The 18,242-nt window shown below is 72.6% G+C and carries 21 protein-coding genes and 2 pseudogenes; 12 read left to right on the forward strand and 11 right to left on the reverse strand.

Going from position 1 to position 18,242, the window contains the following annotated elements; all coding sequences use genetic code 11:
- The first annotated feature begins 43 nt into the window (after positions 1-43).
- Positions 44-478, forward strand: a complete 435-nt coding sequence (locus IOD14_RS24520) for a cupin domain-containing protein (protein WP_212671540.1) — start codon at positions 44-46, stop codon at positions 476-478.
- An 18-nt stretch (positions 479-496) separates the two neighbouring features.
- Here the strand turns inward: IOD14_RS24520 and IOD14_RS24525 are convergent, their stop codons facing one another.
- The 4 genes and pseudogenes from IOD14_RS24525 to IOD14_RS24540 form a co-directional block, all read right to left on the reverse strand.
- Positions 497-2,845 (reverse strand): SpoIIE family protein phosphatase, encoded by a 2,349-nt coding sequence (locus IOD14_RS24525; RefSeq protein WP_212671541.1) that lies wholly within the window; start codon positions 2,843-2,845, stop codon positions 497-499.
- 64 nt (positions 2,846-2,909) lie between these two features.
- Complete coding sequence (locus tag IOD14_RS24530; protein WP_280846653.1) at positions 2,910-3,377, reverse strand: peroxiredoxin; 468 nt, start codon at positions 3,375-3,377, stop codon at positions 2,910-2,912.
- The gene (locus IOD14_RS24535; protein ID WP_212671542.1) at positions 3,374-3,763 is read right to left on the reverse strand and encodes a MauE/DoxX family redox-associated membrane protein; all 390 of its coding nucleotides are present in this window, start codon (positions 3,761-3,763) and stop codon (positions 3,374-3,376) included. The genes IOD14_RS24530 and IOD14_RS24535 overlap by 4 nt, the downstream gene beginning before the upstream one ends.
- A 71-nt stretch (positions 3,764-3,834) precedes the next feature.
- Positions 3,835-4,017: pseudogene (locus tag IOD14_RS24540) on the reverse strand (helix-turn-helix domain-containing protein); the annotation flags it as partial.
- A 33-nt stretch (positions 4,018-4,050) separates the two neighbouring features.
- Between IOD14_RS24540 and IOD14_RS44510 the strand changes: the two are divergent.
- Positions 4,051-4,289: pseudogene (locus IOD14_RS44510) on the forward strand (MFS transporter); the annotation flags it as partial.
- 3 nt (positions 4,290-4,292) lie between these two features.
- On the opposite strand, the gene IOD14_RS24545 reads toward IOD14_RS44510, so the two are convergent.
- Positions 4,293-4,808 carry a MarR family transcriptional regulator gene (locus IOD14_RS24545; RefSeq protein ID WP_123986964.1) on the reverse strand — a complete coding sequence of 172 codons (516 nt, stop codon included), beginning with the start codon at positions 4,806-4,808 and terminating at the stop codon, positions 4,293-4,295.
- A gap of 469 nt (positions 4,809-5,277) precedes the next feature.
- On the opposite strand from IOD14_RS24545, the gene IOD14_RS24550 reads away from it, so the two are divergent.
- Positions 5,278-5,469, forward strand: a complete 192-nt coding sequence (locus IOD14_RS24550) for a hypothetical protein (RefSeq protein WP_123986966.1) — start codon at positions 5,278-5,280, stop codon at positions 5,467-5,469.
- Complete coding sequence (locus IOD14_RS24555; RefSeq protein ID WP_123986967.1) at positions 5,466-6,149, forward strand: response regulator transcription factor; 684 nt, start codon at positions 5,466-5,468, stop codon at positions 6,147-6,149. Before IOD14_RS24550 ends, IOD14_RS24555 begins: the two co-directional genes overlap by 4 nt.
- Positions 6,150-6,153: 4 nt before the next feature.
- On the opposite strand, the gene IOD14_RS24560 is transcribed toward IOD14_RS24555, so the two are convergent.
- Positions 6,154-6,843 (reverse strand): TetR/AcrR family transcriptional regulator, encoded by a 690-nt coding sequence (locus IOD14_RS24560; protein ID WP_123986968.1) that lies wholly within the window; start codon positions 6,841-6,843, stop codon positions 6,154-6,156.
- 114 nt (positions 6,844-6,957) lie between these two features.
- Here IOD14_RS24560 and IOD14_RS24565 point away from each other — a divergent pair, with 114 nt between their 5' ends.
- The 4 genes from IOD14_RS24565 (at position 6,958) to IOD14_RS24580 (ending at position 11,096) form a co-directional block, all read left to right on the forward strand.
- Positions 6,958-7,707: an SDR family oxidoreductase gene (locus IOD14_RS24565; protein WP_123986969.1), complete on the forward strand. Its 750-nt coding sequence runs from the start codon at positions 6,958-6,960 to the stop codon at positions 7,705-7,707.
- Between the two features lie 336 nt (positions 7,708-8,043).
- Entirely contained in the window at positions 8,044-9,024 is a 981-nt protein-coding gene (locus tag IOD14_RS24570; protein ID WP_212671543.1) for an ATP-dependent DNA ligase, read from the forward strand.
- Between the two features lie 130 nt (positions 9,025-9,154).
- On the forward strand, positions 9,155-9,931 hold the full coding sequence (locus IOD14_RS24575; protein WP_123986970.1) for an NPP1 family protein: 777 nt from the start codon (positions 9,155-9,157) through the stop codon (positions 9,929-9,931).
- A 139-nt stretch (positions 9,932-10,070) separates the two neighbouring features.
- Complete coding sequence (locus IOD14_RS24580) at positions 10,071-11,096, forward strand: questin oxidase family protein (protein ID WP_212671544.1); 1,026 nt, start codon at positions 10,071-10,073, stop codon at positions 11,094-11,096.
- Between the two features lie 32 nt (positions 11,097-11,128).
- On the opposite strand, the gene IOD14_RS24585 is transcribed toward IOD14_RS24580, so the two are convergent.
- Positions 11,129-12,118: a DUF5937 family protein gene (locus IOD14_RS24585; protein ID WP_212671545.1), complete on the reverse strand. Its 990-nt coding sequence runs from the start codon at positions 12,116-12,118 to the stop codon at positions 11,129-11,131.
- A gap of 116 nt (positions 12,119-12,234) precedes the next feature.
- Here IOD14_RS24585 and IOD14_RS24590 point away from each other — a divergent pair, with 116 nt between their 5' ends.
- Genes IOD14_RS24590 through hemC form a run of 4 tightly spaced genes read left to right on the forward strand, consistent with a single transcriptional unit; the run spans position 12,235 to position 15,401 of the window.
- On the forward strand, positions 12,235-13,434 hold the full coding sequence (locus IOD14_RS24590) for an MFS transporter (protein ID WP_212671546.1): 1,200 nt from the start codon (positions 12,235-12,237) through the stop codon (positions 13,432-13,434).
- Positions 13,435-13,441: 7 nt separating this feature from the next.
- Complete coding sequence (locus tag IOD14_RS24595) at positions 13,442-13,960, forward strand: hypothetical protein (protein ID WP_212671547.1); 519 nt, start codon at positions 13,442-13,444, stop codon at positions 13,958-13,960.
- Positions 13,957-14,424 carry a GNAT family N-acetyltransferase gene (locus tag IOD14_RS24600; RefSeq protein WP_212671548.1) on the forward strand — a complete coding sequence of 156 codons (468 nt, stop codon included), beginning with the start codon at positions 13,957-13,959 and terminating at the stop codon, positions 14,422-14,424. Before IOD14_RS24595 ends, IOD14_RS24600 begins: the two co-directional genes overlap by 4 nt.
- 41 nt (positions 14,425-14,465) lie before the next feature.
- A complete protein-coding gene (hemC, locus tag IOD14_RS24605) occupies positions 14,466-15,401 on the forward strand; it encodes a hydroxymethylbilane synthase (protein WP_212671549.1) in 936 nt (311 codons plus the stop codon).
- A gap of 33 nt (positions 15,402-15,434) precedes the next feature.
- Here hemC and IOD14_RS24610 read toward each other — a convergent pair whose 3' ends face one another.
- The 4 genes from IOD14_RS24610 to IOD14_RS24625 all read right to left on the reverse strand — a co-directional run bounded on the left by IOD14_RS24610 (position 15,435) and on the right by IOD14_RS24625 (position 18,218).
- The gene (locus IOD14_RS24610; RefSeq protein WP_123986977.1) at positions 15,435-15,950 is read right to left on the reverse strand and encodes a hypothetical protein; all 516 of its coding nucleotides are present in this window, start codon (positions 15,948-15,950) and stop codon (positions 15,435-15,437) included.
- A gap of 192 nt (positions 15,951-16,142) precedes the next feature.
- Complete coding sequence (locus IOD14_RS24615) at positions 16,143-16,985, reverse strand: ABC transporter permease (protein ID WP_123986978.1); 843 nt, start codon at positions 16,983-16,985, stop codon at positions 16,143-16,145.
- Positions 16,945-17,766 carry an ATP-binding cassette domain-containing protein gene (locus IOD14_RS24620; protein WP_212671550.1) on the reverse strand — a complete coding sequence of 274 codons (822 nt, stop codon included), beginning with the start codon at positions 17,764-17,766 and terminating at the stop codon, positions 16,945-16,947. Before IOD14_RS24620 ends, IOD14_RS24615 begins: the two co-directional genes overlap by 41 nt.
- On the reverse strand, positions 17,763-18,218 hold the full coding sequence (locus IOD14_RS24625; protein ID WP_123986980.1) for a MarR family transcriptional regulator: 456 nt from the start codon (positions 18,216-18,218) through the stop codon (positions 17,763-17,765). Before IOD14_RS24625 ends, IOD14_RS24620 begins: the two co-directional genes overlap by 4 nt.
- Positions 18,219-18,242: the final 24 nt, after the last annotated feature.

Here is an 18,242-nt window from a genome sequence, read left to right on the forward strand (position 1 = left end):
CGACACGTCGTCGCTCACGCTCATGAGCCAGGAGGCCTTCCGCATGCGCATCGCGCTCCGTACCGCCATATCCGGCGCGGTCGTCACCGCCACCGTCTTCACCGGCGGTGCCGCACAGGCGACCCCGCCCGGCCCCGGAGTGACCGGCACACTGATCGCCCAGAAGACCGTGGGCGACACCGACTACGTCCTCAGAGAGATCACCGTCCCGCCGGGCCAGGCGACCGGCTGGCACTACCACGACGGTCCCGTCTACGGGTACGTCAAGCAGGGCACCCTCAGTCACTACCACGCCGACTGCGCCAGTGACGGCGTCTACCCGCAGGGCACCGTGGTGCGCGAGCCGGGCGGCCCCGGCGACGTCCACTTCGGCCGCAACGAGGGAAGCACCCCGCTCGTCCTGGAGGTGCTGTACGTGCTCCCGCACGGCTCGCCGTACTCCGAGGACGTGCCGAACCCCGGCTGCTCCTTCCAGTGATCCCGATCAACGCGGCGATCACAGGCCGGGCGGTTCCAGGGACTGCTCGGCCCAGATCGTCTTGCCGCTGCCGGTCTGTCTGCTCCCCCAGCGCTGGGTGAGCTGGGCGACCAGCAGCAGCCCGCGGCCGCCCTCGTCGAAGGCGTGGGCGCGCCGCAGGTGCGGTGAGGTGGAACTGCCGTCGGAGACCTCGCAGATGAGGGTGCGGTCCCGGATCAGCCGGAGCTGGATGGGCGGTTCGCCGTACCGGATGGCATTGGTGACCAGTTCGCTGACGACGAGTTCGGTGACGAAGGAGGCCTCCTCCAGTCCCCAGGCGGCCAGTTGCTGGGTGGCGGCCTGCCGGGTCGCGGCCACCTGGGCGGGGTCGGGCTCGACGTCCCAGGTGGCGACTTGGTCCGCGCCGAGCACCCGGGTGCGGGCCAGCAGCAGGGCCACGTCGTCGCCGGGTTCTTCGGGCAGTACGGCCTTCAGGACCATGTCGCACAGATCGTCGAGGGTGTCCGTTTTCGCGGTGAGCGCGCGGCACAGTTCGTCGGTGGCGTGGTCGACGTCGCGGTCCCGGTCCTCGATGAGCCCGTCGGTGTAGAGGGCGACGACGGCCCCCTCGGGCAGTTCGATCTCCGTGGCCTCGAAGGGCAGTCCGCCGACCCCGAGCGGGGGCCCCGCGCTCAGCGGGACGAGCTGCGTGGTGCCGTCGGGCAGGACCAGGGCCGGCGGCGGATGGCCGGCGGCGGCCGCGGTGAGGCGGCGCGAGACCGGGTCGTAGACGGCGTAGAGGCAGGTGGCGCCCAGCTCCGCGGCGTCGTCCTCACGGTCGTCCGAGGCGAGGTGGGTGACGAGGTCGTCGAGGTGGGTGAGGAGCTCGTCGGGTGGCAGGTCGACGTCGGCGAGGGTGCGCACCGCCGTGCACAGGCGCCCCATGGTGGCCGAGGAGGCGATGCCGTGACCGACGACGTCGCCGACGACGAGGGCGACGCGGCTGCCGGAGAGCGGGATGACGTCGAACCAGTCGCCGCCGATGCCGGCCAGGGAGCCGGAGGGCAGGTAGCGGTGGGCGACCTCGACCGCGGCCTGCCCGGGCAGGCCGCGGGGCAGAAGGCTGTTCTGCAGGGCCAGTGCGGTGGTGCGCTCACGGGCGAAGCGGCGGGCGTTGTCGATGCAGACGGCGGCCCGGCTGGCGAGTTCCTCGCCAAGGACGGCGTCGTCCTCGGCGAAATCGTCGGGGTGGGCGATCCGGACGGCGACCACGACGCCCAGGGTGGTGCCGCGGGCCTTGAGAGGCACGGCGAGCAGGGAGTGGACGCCCTTGCGGTAGGAGCGGCCGGCCGGGGCGCGGGCGTTGCGCTCGGCGACCCAGCGCACGAAGTCGGGCTCGCCGGCCTGGCTGAGGACCGCCCGCCCGTCCCGCAGGGCCCGCGCGGGCGGCGAGGGGGCGGGGTAGACGTCCGTCGCGCCGAGACGGACGGCGGCCTCGGGGGTGCCCTCGTGGGCGGAGCCGTGGGCGACGCGGCGCAGGGCGATGTCGCCTTCGAGGACGGTGGGCGGTTCGTCCGCGCCCAGGACCCATTCGAGGAGGTCGACGCTGGCGAAGTCGGCGTAGCGGGGCACGAGGAGTCCGACGAGTTCCTCGGTGGTGCGCACCACGTCGAGGGTGGTGCCGATGGTGGCCGCCGCCTCATTGAGCAGAGCCAGTCGCTGCCGGGCCCAGTACTGGTCGCTGCTGTCGAAGGCGGCCAGGGCGACGCCGGTCGGCTCCGTCGAGCCCTCGTCGTGGAGGGGCCACATCTCGCAGGTCCAGGCGTGTTCGTGGTTGAGGGCGGGCGCGCCGGCGAAGCTCTCGTAGCGGGCCGGTCTGCCGGTCTCGGCCACCTGGCGCAGGTTGGCCAGGAAACCGCGGCTGTGCTCGGCGTCCTCGACGGTGTCCGCGAAGAAGCGGCCGAGCAGGGCTTCCTCCGGCACTCCCATGACCCTGCAGGCCACCCCGTTGAGGCGCAGGTAGCGCTGTCGGGTGTCGAAGACCGACATGGACATCGAGGCTTGCTGGAAGGCCTGCCCGGCCAGGGTCTGCTCGGCGCTGCCGGGGGGCCGGCCCGTGATCACGTATCCGGTCGGTGTGCCGTCGCCGCCCAGCACGGGGCACGCGTCCAGGACGAGCGTGAGGGGGGAACCGTCGCGGTGCCGCAGTACGACGGTTCCCTTCAGCGCCGCCACGACCGGTCCCGGCGGCTGGTCGGCGAGGAGTTCCCGGGCGGCCCGTCCCACGACCTCCTCGGCCGTGTGTCCCGTCAGCCGCCGGGCACCCTCGCTCCACCCCGTGACGACACCTGCGGCATCGGTGACCGCCGTAGCGGAGACATGCTCCATATCGTCCAGGATGGTCCCTTTGTCAGACCGCATCAACCGAAACGGGGCAACCGTGCCCCGTCCGTCACGCGCGGTGTGCGCGCAGGGCTTCGAGGGCGCGGTCGGCGTGGGTGTTCATGCGCAGTTCGCTGCGGACGACTTCCAGGACGGTGCGGTCCTCGGCGATCACGAAGGTGACGCGCTTGGTGGGGGCCAGGGAGAAGCCGCGCTTGACGCCGAACAGCTCGCGTATACGGCCGTCGACGTCGGACAGGAGGGGCATGCCGAGGGTGTGGCGTCCGGCGAACTCCTGCTGGCGTTCGACGGTGTCGCCGCTGATGCCGACCGGCTGGGCGCCGGCGGCGGCGAACTCGGCGGCCAGGTCGCGGAAGTGGCAGGCCTCCGCGGTGCAGCCGGCCGTCAGGGCGGCGGGGTAGAAGAAGAGGACGACCGGGCCGTCGGCGAGCAGCTCGGACAGCTTGCGGCTGGTGCCGGTCTCGTCCGGGAGCTCGAAGTCCTCGACGGTGTCGCCGGTCTCCAACGCCTTGCTCATGCCCGGCCCTCCCCGTTCGCGGCGTTTCTGGCGATGCCGCGTGCCCACAGCACGAGCGGCACCTGGAGCGGCAGCCGTCCGATGGCGGCCGCCTTCTGCGGGGCGGGGCGGTGGCGCCAGTCGACGGCCATCTTGACGTTGGCGGGGAACACCCCGACGAAGAAGGCGGCCGAGGCGAGCGCGGCGGTCCGCCGGGTCTTCGGCAGCGCCAGACCGGCGGCGAGCGCGAGCTCCACGGCGCCGCTGGCGTAGGTCCAGGTCCGGGGCGTGCCGGGAAGGGCCTGCGGGATGGTGGCGTCGAACGAACGCGGTGACGCGAAATGGGCGACACCCGCTGTGGCCAGCAAGCCGGCGAGCAGCAGGGGCGAACGTGGGGACCGTGGCACGGTTCCTCCTTCGGGGGGCTGCCGCGCACATTACTGGACGGTACAAACACCTCGTACGGCGGCCTCCGTCCCTACGGGGCACGGCGGTTGTGGGTGTCCGGGGCACAGCCGAAGGAACGGCGGAAGTCGATGAAGGCGCTCGCGGAGGACCAGTCGCAGCGGTGGGCGACGGTCGCGACGGGGGCGTCGTCGGCCGGCATGCGCAGGGCGTGGTGGAGGCGCGACTGGGTGCGCCACTGCGGGAAGGTCATGCCGAACGAGTGCCGGAACGACGGCTGAGCGTGCGTTCCGTGCACTTCACACGCGGCCAGGACCACCTGCCCCGACGCGTGGGCACGGCGAGCGGCGTCACGCCGGGCCTGACGGTGAGCGTCGGCGGGCCGGCTCGCCGTGCACCGGGGGCGCCGGCCGACACCGCGTCACTGCGGACCCGCCGATTCCGTTGGTCGTGCTGCCCGCGCCGGGCGGTCTGCTGCTGCGCGGGCTGCGCGGACCCGGTCCCGCCGGGCTCGTCCGGGCGGGGTGAGCGTCAGCAGGTCCCGGCGCGCGCCGCCTCCTCGGTCTCGTCGTCGACGGCGTGGGATAGGAAGTCGTCGACCATGCGGTGGAACAGGCCGGCGAGCTGCCGCAGCTCCTCGGGCGACCACTCGGCCAGGGCCAGCTGCATACCGCGGGCTCCGGCGTCGCGGATGCGGTCGATGGCCTCCCGGCCGGTCCCGGTGAGCTGGATGCGCTGGGCACGCCGGTCGACGGGGTCGGGTACGCGGGTGACGTACCCGGACTTCTGCAGCTGCTGGACGGTACGGGTGACGTGGGAAGCCTCCACGCCGAGCCGGTTGGCCAGCTCCCCCGGGCGCATCGGCTCGGTGTCGGCGATCTGCCGCAGCAGGGCGACGGCGGCCCGGTCCAGCGGCACCTCGGCCAGGGCCATCAGCCGGTCGTGCCGGCGGGCGCGGGTGCTCAGGTAGGTGATGCGGGTGAGCGCCCGCTCGATCTCGATGACTTCCGGGGACGCGGGGACGTCGGGGAGCGGCTGTGAGGGCATGCCCGCCAGGTTACCCTCTTGTTGCGTAACTCAAGTAATCTGCGGCGGGTCTCCGTCACCGCGAGGCACCGGCTTCAAGACCGTCGCGGCGATCGGCGCGGGTGCCGCACTGCTGGCCTTCGCCATCGCCTCCTTCATCCCGCGCCCGCGCACCGCGGCCCCGGCGGCGGCTGCCGCACCGGCCTCGGCGCAGAGCTCGGCCGGGACCTCCTCCTGACACGGCCGCCCACCGCCTGACGGCCGCCGGCAGGCGGCCGTCAGGTCCTGCCCAGGGTGGACCCGCTCCGGGCGTGTACTGCGTTCTCAGTAGGCGCGTTGTCGGCGGTGGTACGACGACGGGCGGACCCGGCACCCGAAAGACTGGCGACCCGCAGCACGGTAGTCGGGACGCATGTCCCACCCTGCCGGGTCGCGGCGGCCGCACCCGGCGGGCTCGGCCACCATGGTTCAAGGACACGACCGGAGAGCGATGAGCACCCCCTTGCGTCACTACGCCGACGATCATGTCCGTACGGTCGTCGCCCTGACGGCCGCGATGCGGTTGCCCGCGCTCCCGTACGGCACCGAGGACCGCCCCGGCACCGACCGGCCGGACGCGGTGGGGCACCCCCGGCTCCCGCTGAACCCCGCCGACCCGGAACGCCAGGAACGGACCCCATGACCATCCGCGTACTGCTCGCCGACGACCAGGCCCTGCTGCGGGCCACCTTCCGGATCCTCATCGACTCGTGCGACGACATGGAGGTGGTCGCGGAGGCCACCGACGGCGCCGCCGCGGTCGACCTCGCGCGCGTGCACCGCCCCGACGTGATCCTCATGGACATCCGCATGCCGGGTACCGACGGCCTGGCCGCCACGTCCGCGATCTGCGCGGACCCGGAGCTGTCGGAGATCCGGGTGCTGATCCTGACCACGTTCGAGATCGACGAGTACGTCGCTCAGGCGCTGCGGTCCGGGGCCAGCGGTTTCCTCGGCAAGGACGTCACCGCCGACGCCCTGCTCGACGGCATCCGGACCGTCGCGGCCGGCGACTCCCTGCTCTCCCCCGGCGCCACCCGCACCCTGATCACCCGCTTCCTCTCAGCGCCGGGCCTGGGCACCCGGCTCGCGGGCGCCGACGACCTGACCGGCCTCACCACCCGGGAACGCGAGGTCATGGCGTGGGTCGCCGAGGGGCACTCCAACGAGGAGATCGCGGCGAAGCTGTTCGTCAGCCCCTTGACCGTGCGCACCCACGTCCATCGCGCCATGACCAAGCTGGGTGCCCGGGACCGCGCCCAGCTCGTCGTGATGGCCTACCAGTCGGGGCTGGTGCAGGCGCTGCCGCCCGAGGAGCGCTGAGCCCTCACCTCTCGGAGAGCTTCTCCAGCCACTGCTGGAGCAGGGCCGACTCCGCCGTCGTGAGCACCGGTGGGAGGTCGGCACGCAGACGGGCCGCGAGCGTGGCGGCCGCCACGGGAACCGAGCCGCCCTCGCGGGGCGCGTCGGTGTCGGCGGGCCGGGTCACCGAGTCCAGCACCGCGTCGCGCAGCCGCTGCGAGAACTTCACGTCGGTGTACTGCTCCGGCCTGGTCAGCATCGACAGGGCCGCCCCGACATTCGCAGACATGATCATCTGCGTGGCCAGGGCGGGCGGCACCGTCAGCCGCCCCTCGGCCGCGCAGCGTTCGAGGATGCCGTGCAGCAGGTCGTGCGCCTCCTGGGCGGCGGCCGGGGGCACGGTCAGCTCGGGCGAGTACATCAGCCGGTAGTGGCTGGGGTGCTCCAGCGCGAAGCGCATGTGGTTGTCCCAGCCGCTCCTCAGGTCCTCGACCGGATCCGCGCTCGGCCGCGCCGCCCGCTTGGACGCGAGGTACTGCTCGAATCCCCGGTCGACCACGGCGGCCAGCAGCCCCGCCTTGTCACCGAAGAGCCGGTAGAGCATCGGCGCGCCCACCCCGGCCTTCTCGCACACAGCACGCGTGGAGACATCGGCGGCCGACGCACCGGCCAGCAGCTCGGCGGCCGCTTCCAGAATCTTTTCCCTCGCATCCATGGGCCCACCGTACGACATTCGTAGCGTCGATACGAGTCAGAGGTTAACAACGCTACGGATCCGTGTTATCGTCGTTACGAGCAAGTCGTAGCATCGCTAACAGCGGAGGCAGTCATGACCACTCGACCCCGGACGGAACAGCGCGTCGCCATCGTGACCGGCGGATCGCGCGGCATCGGACGGCAGATCGCCCAGCGGCTCGCCGCCGACGGGTTCTCGGTCGTCGTCGGATACGCGGGCAACAAGGACGCCGCGGACGAGGCCGTGCGCACCATCCAGGAGACCGGCGGCACCGCTTTCGCCGCCCGCGCGGACGTCGCCGACGAGAGCGAGGTGGCCGCCCTGTTCGACCTGGCGGAGGCCACGTACGGCGGTGTCGACGCGGTCGTCCACTCCGCGGGCCGGATGCCCCTGGCCCCGATCGCGGACCTCGACCTCGCCGAACTCGACTCCCTGTACCGCACCAACATCCGCGGCACCTTCGTCGTCGACCAGCAGGCCGCGCGCCGGCTGCGCCCGGGCGGCGCGCTCGTCAACCTCTCCAGCTCGGTCGTCGGGCTCGCCTTCCCCGGATACGGGGCCTACGCGGCCAGCAAGGGCGCGGTCGAGGCCGTCACCCTGATCCTCGCCCGTGAGCTCCGCGGCCGTGACGTCACCGTCAACGCCGTGGCCCCCGGCCCGACGGCGACCGACCTCTTCCTCGACGGCAAGGACGAGGAGACCGTCGCCCGCCTGGCGGCACAGCCCCCGCTGGAGCGGCTGGGGACACCCGAGGACATCGCCCACGTCGTGTCGTTCCTGGTGAGCCCCGCCGGTCACTGGGTCAACGGCCAGGTGCTGCGGGCCAACGGCGGCATCATCTGACCCACTCTCACCCCACCTGCCCGCCCGCGCCGTCGACCCGCCGCCTGTGTTGTCCGATCCGACACCTGCGTTGTCCGACCCGCCGCCTGCGATGACCGGAGGCCGGCGAGCGAGGTGCCGTTCGCCCGGGTGACGGTTCCCGGCGTCGGCCTGGCCCTCTCCTCGAGCCGCCGACCACCCAGCCGCAGGCCCGGCGGCCGGTGTGCCCGCGGAACCCGGACCGCAGCATCGTGAACCTGCGACAGGAGGCCCGAGAAGACCCCCGACTGCCGCCCGTTCAGGGGAAACCGGGGCACAGGGCGCGTGGCGGCCCGGGCCCGCGTCGACAACTGACCCGTGACCCTCCCCCTGATCCCGCCCATGCTCGCCACCCCCGGCGCCCTGCCGCCCGCCGCACAGGACGGCCGCTGGGCCTACGAGACCAAGCAGGACGGCCAGCGGGCGGTCGTCTACCTCTCCGGGAGCGGCGAGGTGGTGCTGCGCGCCCGGTCCGGGGAGGAGATCACCGGCGCCTATCCCGAACTGCGGTCGCTGGGCAGCGCGCTCGGCGCCACACCCGCGGTGCTCGACGGGGAGATCCTCGCGCTGGACGAACAGGGCCGCGCGGACTTCCAGTTGCTGCAGCCGCGCATGCAGCTGGCCCACGCCCCCACCAGAGCCGCGCGCCGGGCGGCCGAAGCGCCCGTTCATCTGGTGCTGTTCGACCTGATGCACCTGGGGCGGCACCCGCTCCTCGCGCTCCCCTACGCCGAGCGGCGGGCGCGACTGGACGAGCTGGAGCTCACCGGGACGCACTGGTCGACCCCCGCCGCCCTCGTCGGGCACGGCGAGCAGGCCCTGCGCGCCACCCGTGAGCACCGCCTGGAAGGACTGGTCTGCAAGCGCCTCGACTCGGTGTACGAACCCGGGGTGCGCTCCCGCGCCTGGATCAAGATCCGCAACATGCGCAGCGAGGACGTCGTCGTGGGCGGATGGCTGCCCGGCAGGGGTCGGCTCACCGGACTGCCGGGCGCCGTACTGGTCGGCCAGCGGGGCGGGGGGCGGCTGCGGTACGTCGGCAATGTCGGTACCGGCTGGAGCGAAGCGGAACGGACCGAGCTCGCCGCGCTGTTGGCCGCCGCGGCGACCGACGTGTGCCCCTTCGACCCCGTGCCGCGGGTCCCGGGTGCGCGCTGGGTGCTGCCCCGGCTGGTCGGCGAGGTCCGCTACAGCACCCGCACCCGGGCGGGGTTGCTGCGTCAGCCGTCCTGGCTCCGGCTGCGTCCGGATCTAGCGCCGGAGGACTCCTCGGCCGACCTCCCCGACGCACCTTCATGATCCGAGAGTTGGGCGGGTCGTAACCGGAGTGACGCCTTCGACCTCTTGGCGCGGACATGAAAAGTCGAGAAACTCAACTCCCCAGTAACCCCCCAGCCGTTGGGCTGCGCCCGGACACGAGGAGGACGCAGTGTCGTCACCGTCGTTCAAGAAGCACCGCACGAGATGGCTCACCGGTCTCGTCGGCGCCGCCGCGCTCGTCGTCGCCTTTCCCTCCGTCGCGTTCGCCGCCCCGCCGAAGGCGCTGCCCGCCAACGCCGAGAGCGCCGAGTTCACCTACCAGCCGGCCTTCGACTACGACACCGACGGCTGCTACCCGACACCCGCCATCGGCCCCGACGGGACGATCAACGGCGGCCTGAACCCGACCGGTTCGCTCAGCGGCGACTGCCATGACGCCTCGGACCTGGACAACACCAACACGTACTCGCGCTACAAGTGCAACAACGGCTGGTGCGCGTACATGTACGGCCTGTACTTCGAGAAGGACCAGGCGCTGGCGAACAGCAGCATCGGCGGGCACCGGCACGACTGGGAGCACGTCGTGATCTGGGTGCAGAACGGCACCGTCCAGTACGTGTCGACGTCCAACCACGGCTCGTTCACGGTGACCGCGGCTTCCGGCGTCCGCTTCGACGGCACGCACGCGAAGATCGTCTACCACAAGGACGGCATCAGCACGCACTGCTTCCGGCTGGCCAACTCCAATGACGAGCCCCCGGAGAACGCCAAGGGCACCTGGCAGTACCCGCCGCTGGTCGGCTGGAACGGCTACCCCTCGGGGCTGCGCGACAAGCTGAGCGCCTACGACTTCGGCAGCGCCAACTTCGGCCTCAAGGACGCCAACTTCGCCGCCCATCTGACGTCGGCGAAGCCGTCGGGCATCTCCTTCGACCCCAACGCCTGATCCGGCGACCGCGCCCGGGCGCTCGCAGCTCCCGAGCATGCGAAGGCCCTTTCGGGCGCGGGACCTAGGACTCCCGGCACCGCCGGGTTCCGTCCCGCGCCCGATCCCCGCCGAACTCCCCCGGCATAGCGTCCTGTTCATGGACACGACCGATACGAGCAGCACGAGCGGGCACCTCGAAGAGGCCCTGGAGCGCGTCCACGCCTCCGGCCCGGAGCGGGAGGGCTGGCTGACCAACCACGCCCCCATGGTGGTCGAGGCGCTCGCCGCGCACGGACAGGCCGGCTCGGTGCACCGGTGGCTGGACCTCTACCGGGACAAGCTGGAGGACTTCCCCGACCGCGCGGCCCCCGTCACGGACGACAACTGGCTCTCGGCACTGGGCGATCCGCGCCGGATCGCGGACTGGACCGACCACTTCTCCCGCACGCTCGGCGAGCGCCCGTGGAAGGACGTCCTCGCCGAATGGTGGCCGCGACTGCTGCCCGGCCTGTACGGCGGTGCCACCCACACGGTCATCCGGGTCGGCCACGCCGTGCGTGCCCTGGAGGCGGAGGAGAACGCGCCGCGGATCACCGAACTCGCGCACGCGCTCGGCTACTGGGCGGCACGGCACCAGCCCGTCACGGGTCCGGTGGAACTGCCGGGTGCGGCGACCGCCGCGGACGCCCTGGAAGCCGTACCCGCCATCGAGCCGGGGCACATGGGCTTCCGGAACCGCCTGGCGGCCGTACGCCGACTGCCCCTGTGGGCGCACGACGTCACCGACCCGGACACCGCGAAGGAGCGGCTCACCGAGCTCGTCCGGGCCGCGACCCACCGCTACGCCACCCACGGCCACGGCGAGCCGACCATGCTGGTGCACGCGGCCACCGCCCCCAACGCCGTGCTGCGCACCCTGGACTGCCTTCCCCGCGACCAGTGGGCACCCAGTCTGCACGCGGCCTGGACGGCGTCCGCTGCGGTCACGGCCATGTACGCGCCCGTGGCACCGGTCGCCCACGTCCCCGCCGTGCGCCTGGCGCCCGAGGAGGTCGTGGAACGGGCCCTCGCCCACGGCGACGAGCACGTCATCAAGCTCACCGACACGGCTCTGGACGTCGGCGACCAGCAGGCCCTCGCGGCAGCCCTGCGTTCGGTCGAACTGAGCGAGCCGCTCGTCTGAGGCCCCGACGGCCGGCCTGCACCGGCCGAAGGTCAGGCACCGGCGACCATCGCGTCGCCCAGCGGGGTCCGGGCGTACAGCACCCGGTGGCCCTGCCGTCGCGAGCGGAGCAGGCCCGCCTCGCGCAGGACCGACAGATGGGCGGAGACGGTGGAGGGGGCGAGGCCGTGCCGTCGCGCCAGGTCGGTCGTCGAGGCCGGGTCCGCCAGCCCGGCCAGGACCGCGGCTCGTTGCCGCCCCAGCAGCCGCGCGAGAGCCTCCGACGGGCGCGGCACCTCCTCGCCGTGCAGCCCGGCCATGCCGCGCGCGGGGTAGATGACCGTCGGCTGCCAGGGCCGGGCGAAACCGCTGACCACGTCGGGCCAGACGAACACGCTCGGCATGAGCAGCACGCCCCGCCCGTCGGCCGGCTGGGCGTCCGTCATGTCGCCCCGCACGGGGAGGGTGAGGCTTCCGTCGGTCCAGTCGACGTCCGGGTGCAGACCGGTGAACAACGCGTCGAGCCCGGCGTCCGCCGCCAGCCGGGACCGGTGCGCGATGTCGGCCTCCAGCACGGCGCGGTGGCGTGCCCAGTCCGGGGCGACCAGCGCCCGCCATGCCTGCTCGGTGAGGTCGGCGAGGCGCCGCACGGCGGCAGCCGGGTCGTCGAGGGCGGCCCGGCCCTGCGGCGACTCGGCGAGTCCGGGTGTGCAGGCGAGGGAGCGGGCCATCTCGGCGTGGGCCAGGGCGGGGTCGGTGGTGCGGACGCGGGCCAGTTCGTCCTCGAAGCGGGGGTACGGCTCCTCGGGCGGCGGCCCCAGGAAGTCAGGGGTGTAACCGCCGACCGGCGGGATGAACAGCCACAGCGGGGACAGGTCGAGCCCGGCCACGCGCGGCGCGGACCGGCGCAGCCACGCCCGGTGGTAGCCGTGCCGGGCGGACCGGCGCAGCATGCGCAGCGCCTCGTGGGTCTGGCAGAGCGGGGAGACCGCGAACCGGCACCGTCGGAGGTCGTCGTTCCCCAGACGCAGGGTCAGCGGCACGGCGGTCCCCCTCCCCGATGGCGGTCGGCGATTCGTCCTGGAACGAAAGAGTAGAGCCGTGCCCGTCGGCGCCGCACGCTGGCCGTCCCTCTTCCCCACCCTCGAAAGGCAGTTGGATGGGCGGCGTACATCCGGCCCCCTGGCGCAGGGCCGCCGTGGTCGCGGCACTGATGCTGGCGGCGTTCACCTTCAACACCACCGAGAACCTCCCGGTGGGTCTGCTGTCCCTGATGGCGGACGATCTGCGGGTCTCGCTCACGGCGGTTGGCGCGCTGGTCACCGGCTACGGTCTGGCGGTGGCCGTTGGTTCGCTGCCGCTGGCCCACGTCACCCGCTCCGTGCCGCGCCGGTACCTGATGACGGGTCTGCTCGCGGTGCTCGCGCTGGCCAGCTGGATCTGCGCGCTCGCCGCCGTGTCGTACGGCCTGCTGCTGGCCGCCCGGGTGGCGACCGCGCTGGCTCAGGCGCTGTTCTGGGCGGTGATGGGGCCGGTCGCGGTGGGGCTGTTCGCGCCGGAGCGGCGGGGCCGGATCATCGGGCTGCTGTCGGTCGGCGGTTCGCTGGCCACCGTGGCCGGGGTGCCGGCGGGCACCTGGCTGGGCGGCCAAGCGGGCTGGCGGGTGCCGTTCGCGGTGCTCGGAGCCCTCGCCGCCGTGTCGCTGGTCGCCGTGGCCGTGCTGCTGCCGACCTCGCGTCCGCAGGCGGGCCATGCGGCGTACGGGGCCGCCCCCGACCGGCGCCGGTTCGCGGTCGTGCTGACCACCACCGCGCTGTCGGTGACGGGGGCGTTCACCGGGTTCACGTACCTCGTGGCCTTCCTGGACGAGGTGAGCGGGTTCGGGCGGGACGCGGTGAGCGCGGTGCTCACCGCGTTCGGTGCGGCGGCGCTGGCCGGGGTCACGGTGGTGGGACCGCTGCTCGACCGGTATCCGCGGGCCACGCTGACCGTGCCGGTGGCGGGGCAGGCCATCGCCCTGCTCGGGCTGTACGCGGGCGGGAGCAGCCAGGCCGCGACCGTCGTCCTGCTCATGCTGCTGGGGGCCTCGGTGGCGCCGGCGTTCATGGCGACGCAGAGCCAGGTGCTGCATGTCGCCCCGGGGCGTACCGAGACGGCGCTCGCGGCCAACTCGGCGGCCTTCAACGTGGGCGTGGCCGTCGGCGCCCTGTTCGGTGGCGCGCTGCTGCCCCTGACCGGGGTCCGCGGCACGTTCCTTGCGGGCGGGCTGCTGACGGCGGTGGCTCTGGTGGTGCTGTCCTGGCCGGAGTCGGTCGTCTCGCGGGCGGCGGTGGACGCTCCCGAGCCCGGCGTCCGATGATGGCCGGATGGATCTTCACGAGGAACTGCCCGCCGCCGTCGGCAGCGAGGCTCTGCTCGCGCTCGCCGACACCCACCACGCCCGTCCCGTCCGGCCGTTGGGCACCCGGGAGGCCGCCGGCCACCTGGTGAAGGTCTACGCGCTGGAGGCACCCGGCCGCACCGTGTCCGGCCAGGACACCGAGGGCGGGCTGCGGATCGCCGCGCGCCATCTCGAACTGGGCCCGCTGCGGGGCTCCCTGGGGCTCGCCGTCCTGATCGTGCACGCGGGCGGCGACGGCGACTACGTCCTGGTCCACACCTGGATCGAGGGCGACATGGCGGACCTGGCGATCTTCACGGGCCCGGTGGCCGAGCCCGACGCGTTGCGACCCGGCCGGACGGGACTCTCGCCCTGCGTGTGGGAGGCCGCCGTGCTCGCGCACGAGCGCGGCGCGTACTCCCGGCACGTCCTGGACGGCACCGGTTCGCTCGCCGAGCGTCTCACCGCCTGGAGCGCGGACACGCTCGCGGGGGACGTGCGATGAGCGAGGCCCCCTTCGTCCGGCACGCCGAGCGCGCCGATCTCCCCGTCGTCGCCGAACTCGCCGCCCGTCACGCCGAGTACGAGCAGGCCGCGCCGCCCCCGGCCGACCTGGCCACGCGGCTGGCCGCGCTCCTCTTCGACACCCCCGCGCCCCGTCTGCGCTGCCTGGTGGCCGAACTCCCGGACGGACGACTCGCCGGTTACGCCACCTGCTCGCCCGAACTCTCCACCTGGGAGGGCCGCGAATACCTGCACATGGACTGCCTGTTCCTGCTGCCCGGGCACCGCGGTCTCGGGCTCGGCGTGCTGCTCATGGACGCCGTGGCCGCCGAGGCTCGCACACTGGGGCTCGAGGCGGTGCAGTGGCAGACACCGACGTGGAACGACGGGGCGATCCGCTTCTACGACCGGCTGGGCGCCCGCGCCGTGCAAAAGGTGCGCTACTCCCTACCCGTTGCTCCCTGAGCGTCAAACACCGAACCTCCGCAGGGTCTATCGTGTCCCGCATGTCCCTCCCGGAACTGATCCGCATCGTCTCCCGTGACTCGCCCATGGCGCTGGCCCAAGTGGAGCGTGTCAGAAGCGAGTTGACCGCCCTGTATCCCGGTGTGCGCACCGAGGTCGTGCCGGTGAGGACGACCGGTGACAAGTGGATGGGCGACCTGTCCAAGGTCGAGGGCAAGGGTGCGTTCACCAAGGAGGTCGACGCGGCGCTGCTGGCCGGCGAGGCCGATCTCGCGGTGCACTGCGTGAAGGACGTGCCCGCCGACCGGCCGCTTCCGGCGGGCACCACGTTCGCGGCGTTCCTGAAGCGGGACGACATCCGTGACGCCCTGATCCACCCGGACGGCCTCACTCTGGACGAGCTTCCGGAGGGGACCCGGATCGGGACCTCCTCGGTGCGCCGGGTGGCCCAGCTGGCCGCCACTCACCCGCACCTGGAGTGCGTGCCGTTCCGCGGCAACGCCAACCGGCGGCTGGCCAAGCTGGAGGCCCGCGAGGCGGACGCGCTGCTGCTCGCGGTGGCCGGTCTCGAACGCATCGGTCGCGAGGACGTGATCAGCGAGATCCTCTCCCCCGAGACGATGATGCCGCCGATCGGCGCGGGCATCCTCGCGCTCCAGTGCCGGGAGGGCGACACCGAGCTGATCGAAGCGGTCAGCGCGCTGGGCGATCCGGACACCTTCCGGGAGGCGACCGCCGAGCGGATGTTCCTGCACGTCCTGCAGGGCCACTGCAACAGCCCGATCGCGGGGTACGCGCGCGTGGACCACAGCGGGGAACTGTCCCTGCGAGCCTGTGTGTTCACCCCGGACGGCAAGACGCGGCTGAACGCCCACGAGTGGGCGGGCCGGCTCGATCCGGCCACGCTGGGCACCTCGGTGGCGGTGGCGCTGCTGCGTCAGGGTGCCCGCGAGATCATCGACGGCATTCCGCACTAGTTCGACTGCACGGGGACCGAGGAGGGCGGCGGCTCAGGCCGTGCCCTCTTCGGCCTGGTCCCTCAGGAAGTTGCTGACCTGGCACGCCAGACCCTCACGGCCCGCGCCCGAGTAGGCCGTCCCCTCGTCGAGTCCGATGCCGCCCGCCCACAGCCGGCGGTCGGCCCACTCGTCGTCGACCCGCAGCTGGATCTGCACGTCGATCTGGCCGAGGCTCGCCTCCGGTCCCGCCGCGAAGAGCACGGCGGTGGCGCGGCGCAGCGGGTAGACGTCGAACCCCTCGATGAACTGCGAGTTGCGCCAGTCGATGAAGGCGCTCTCGCCGTCGGGGCCGAGCCGGACATCGATCTGGCCGTCCTCGAGGTGGACGGTCGGATGCTGATCGCCGCGGTTCTCGACGGTCACACGGACACTGAAATAGGTGAGCCCTTCGGCGGCGTCGTCGCGTCCGCGCGGCGGCTCGGCCGCCTCCAGACGGTGGACGCGGACACGCAGACCGGCATGCTCGTCGTACTCCTGCCAGTCCCCGACCACGTTGGGCTCGTACACAGTGCACCTCTTCGACCTCAGAGAGCTGCTTCCTATCTGTGTGCTCAATGCACTGTCAAATGAGCAGAATGCGCTGTGGCCAGGGAATTCACCCCCTTTGATCGCTGATCAAGCCGTGCGCAGGAAGAATCCGCCCGGTGGCCGGAAAAACCCTTCCACCGGCGTGCCGCACATCACGTTCCGCCCGCATGATCAACGGGCCAGCCGGCCGAGGAGCGAGGAGGCCGCGGTGATGCCCAGGACGGCGGCCACGGCCAGCACCCCGAAGTCGAGCGCCAGATGGGCGCGGGTGCCCAGGAGAAGTCCGCGCAGGGCGTCGACCTCGTAGCTGAGGGGGTTGACCTTGCTGACGGCCTGGAGCCAGCCCGGCATGACGGACAGCGGGTACAGGGCGTTGGAGCCGAAGAAGAGCGGCATCGTGATGGCCTGTCCGATGCCCATCAGGCGGTCCCTGCTGAGCACGATCCCGGCGATGGTCATGGACAGACAGGAGAAGAACGCCGAGCCGAGGATCACGATCGCGCCGACGCCGAGGAGCTTGAGCGGGTTCCAGGTCAGCGACACCCCGAGCAGGGCGGCGATGACGATGACGACGACGGCCTGGATCAGCGACTTCACTCCGGCCGCGAAGGCCTTGCCGGTGGTGAGCGCCGAGCGCGGGGTGGGGGTGACCAGGAGCTTGTTGAGGATGCCCGCGTCCCGCTCCCAGATGATCTGGATGCCGTAGAAGATCGCTATGAACATCGCCGACTGGGCGATGATGCCGGGCGCCAGGTAGTCGATGTACGGGATGCCCTCGGTGGGGATCGCCTTGATGCGGGTGAAGGTCTGACCGAAGATCAGCAGCCACAGGGCGGGCTGGACCGCGCGGGTGTAGAGCTCCGTGCGGTCGTGGCTGAGCTTCTGGAGTTCCACGGCGCACATCGCCACGACCCTGGCGGGCAGCAGGCGCCAGCCCGCGCGGGGCTCCGGCGGCCTCAGCAACAGGCCTATGTCAGCCGACACGGTTCGCGGTGCGGCGGGTGCTTCGGACATCGCGGAAATCCCCTCCCTCGTCTTCGAGTCCGCTGCCGGCGACGTCACGGAAGACGTCCTCCAGGCTCGGCACGGTGTCGGTGCCCCGCTTTTCGGCCAGTCCCCGCCGGAGCTCGACGGGGGTGCCGAGGGCACGGACGCGCCCGCGGTGCATGAGGCCGACCCGGTCGCAGTACTGGTCGGCCTCGTCCATGTAGTGGGTGGTCACGAGGACGGTCATGCCGGTCGCCTCGCGTACGGCGTTGATGTGCTCCCACACGCCGGTGCGGGCGATCGGGTCGAGGCCGATGGTCGGCTCGTCGAGGATCAGCAGCCGGGGCGCGCTGACCAGGGCCTGGGCCAGCTCCAGACGGCGGACCATGCCGCCGGAGTAGGTGCCGGCGAGCCGGTCGGCGGCGTCGGTGAGGTCGACCGCCGCCAGCGCCTGGGCGACACGCTCGGCACGTTCCCTGCGGGCGACGTCGAAGACGCGGGCGAACAGGGTGACGTTCTCCCGGCCGGTCAGGTTGGCGTCGGCGGACAGCTGCTGCGGGACGTAGCCGAGCAGACGGCGTACGGCCATCGGGTCGGCGGCGGTGTCGCGGCCGAAGACGCGGATCATCCCGGCCGGGACCGGGAGCAGGGTGGTGATGCAGCGGATGGCGGTGGTCTTGCCGGCACCGTTGGGGCCGAGCAGCCCGAAGACCTCGCCCTCCCCCACGGTCAGGTCCAGTCCGTCCACGGCCTTCGTGTCGCCGAAGGCGTAGGTCAGCCCGGTGCAGGAAACAGCGTCGGGGGTCATGTGTCCTCGGCCTCCTCGTGCAGAGTGACGGCGAGCGCGCGCAGGGCGGGAAGCGCGGCGCGCAGGGCCTCCTGATCGGCCGCGTCCAGCCGGGTGACGTGGCGGCTCACGAGCGCGACGCGCCGCTCCTTCCAGTCCCTGAGCCGTGCCTCGGCCTTCTCGGTGAGCAGCAGCCGGGCGGCGCGCCGGTCGGCGGGATCGGTCCCGCGGACCAGGTGGCCGTCCTTGACCAGCTGGTTGACCAGGGTCGAGACGGAGTTCCCGGCCAGATGGAGCTCCTTGGCGGCGTCGGAGACACCGATGCCGGGGCGCGACTCGACCAGGCGCAGCAGTTCGACCTCGGCGCCACGCAGCCGTGGCACGGTCAGTCCGGCGCGCAGCCTGCGCCTGAGCAGCCGCTGGACGCCGACGAGGGCATCGGCCAGCTCTTCGGGGAACGTCTCTTCGTCCACGGCATCGACATTACCTCTGTATCA

This window comes from Streptomyces sp. A2-16, assembly GCF_018128905.1.
Taxonomy (GTDB): domain Bacteria; phylum Actinomycetota; class Actinomycetes; order Streptomycetales; family Streptomycetaceae; genus Streptomyces.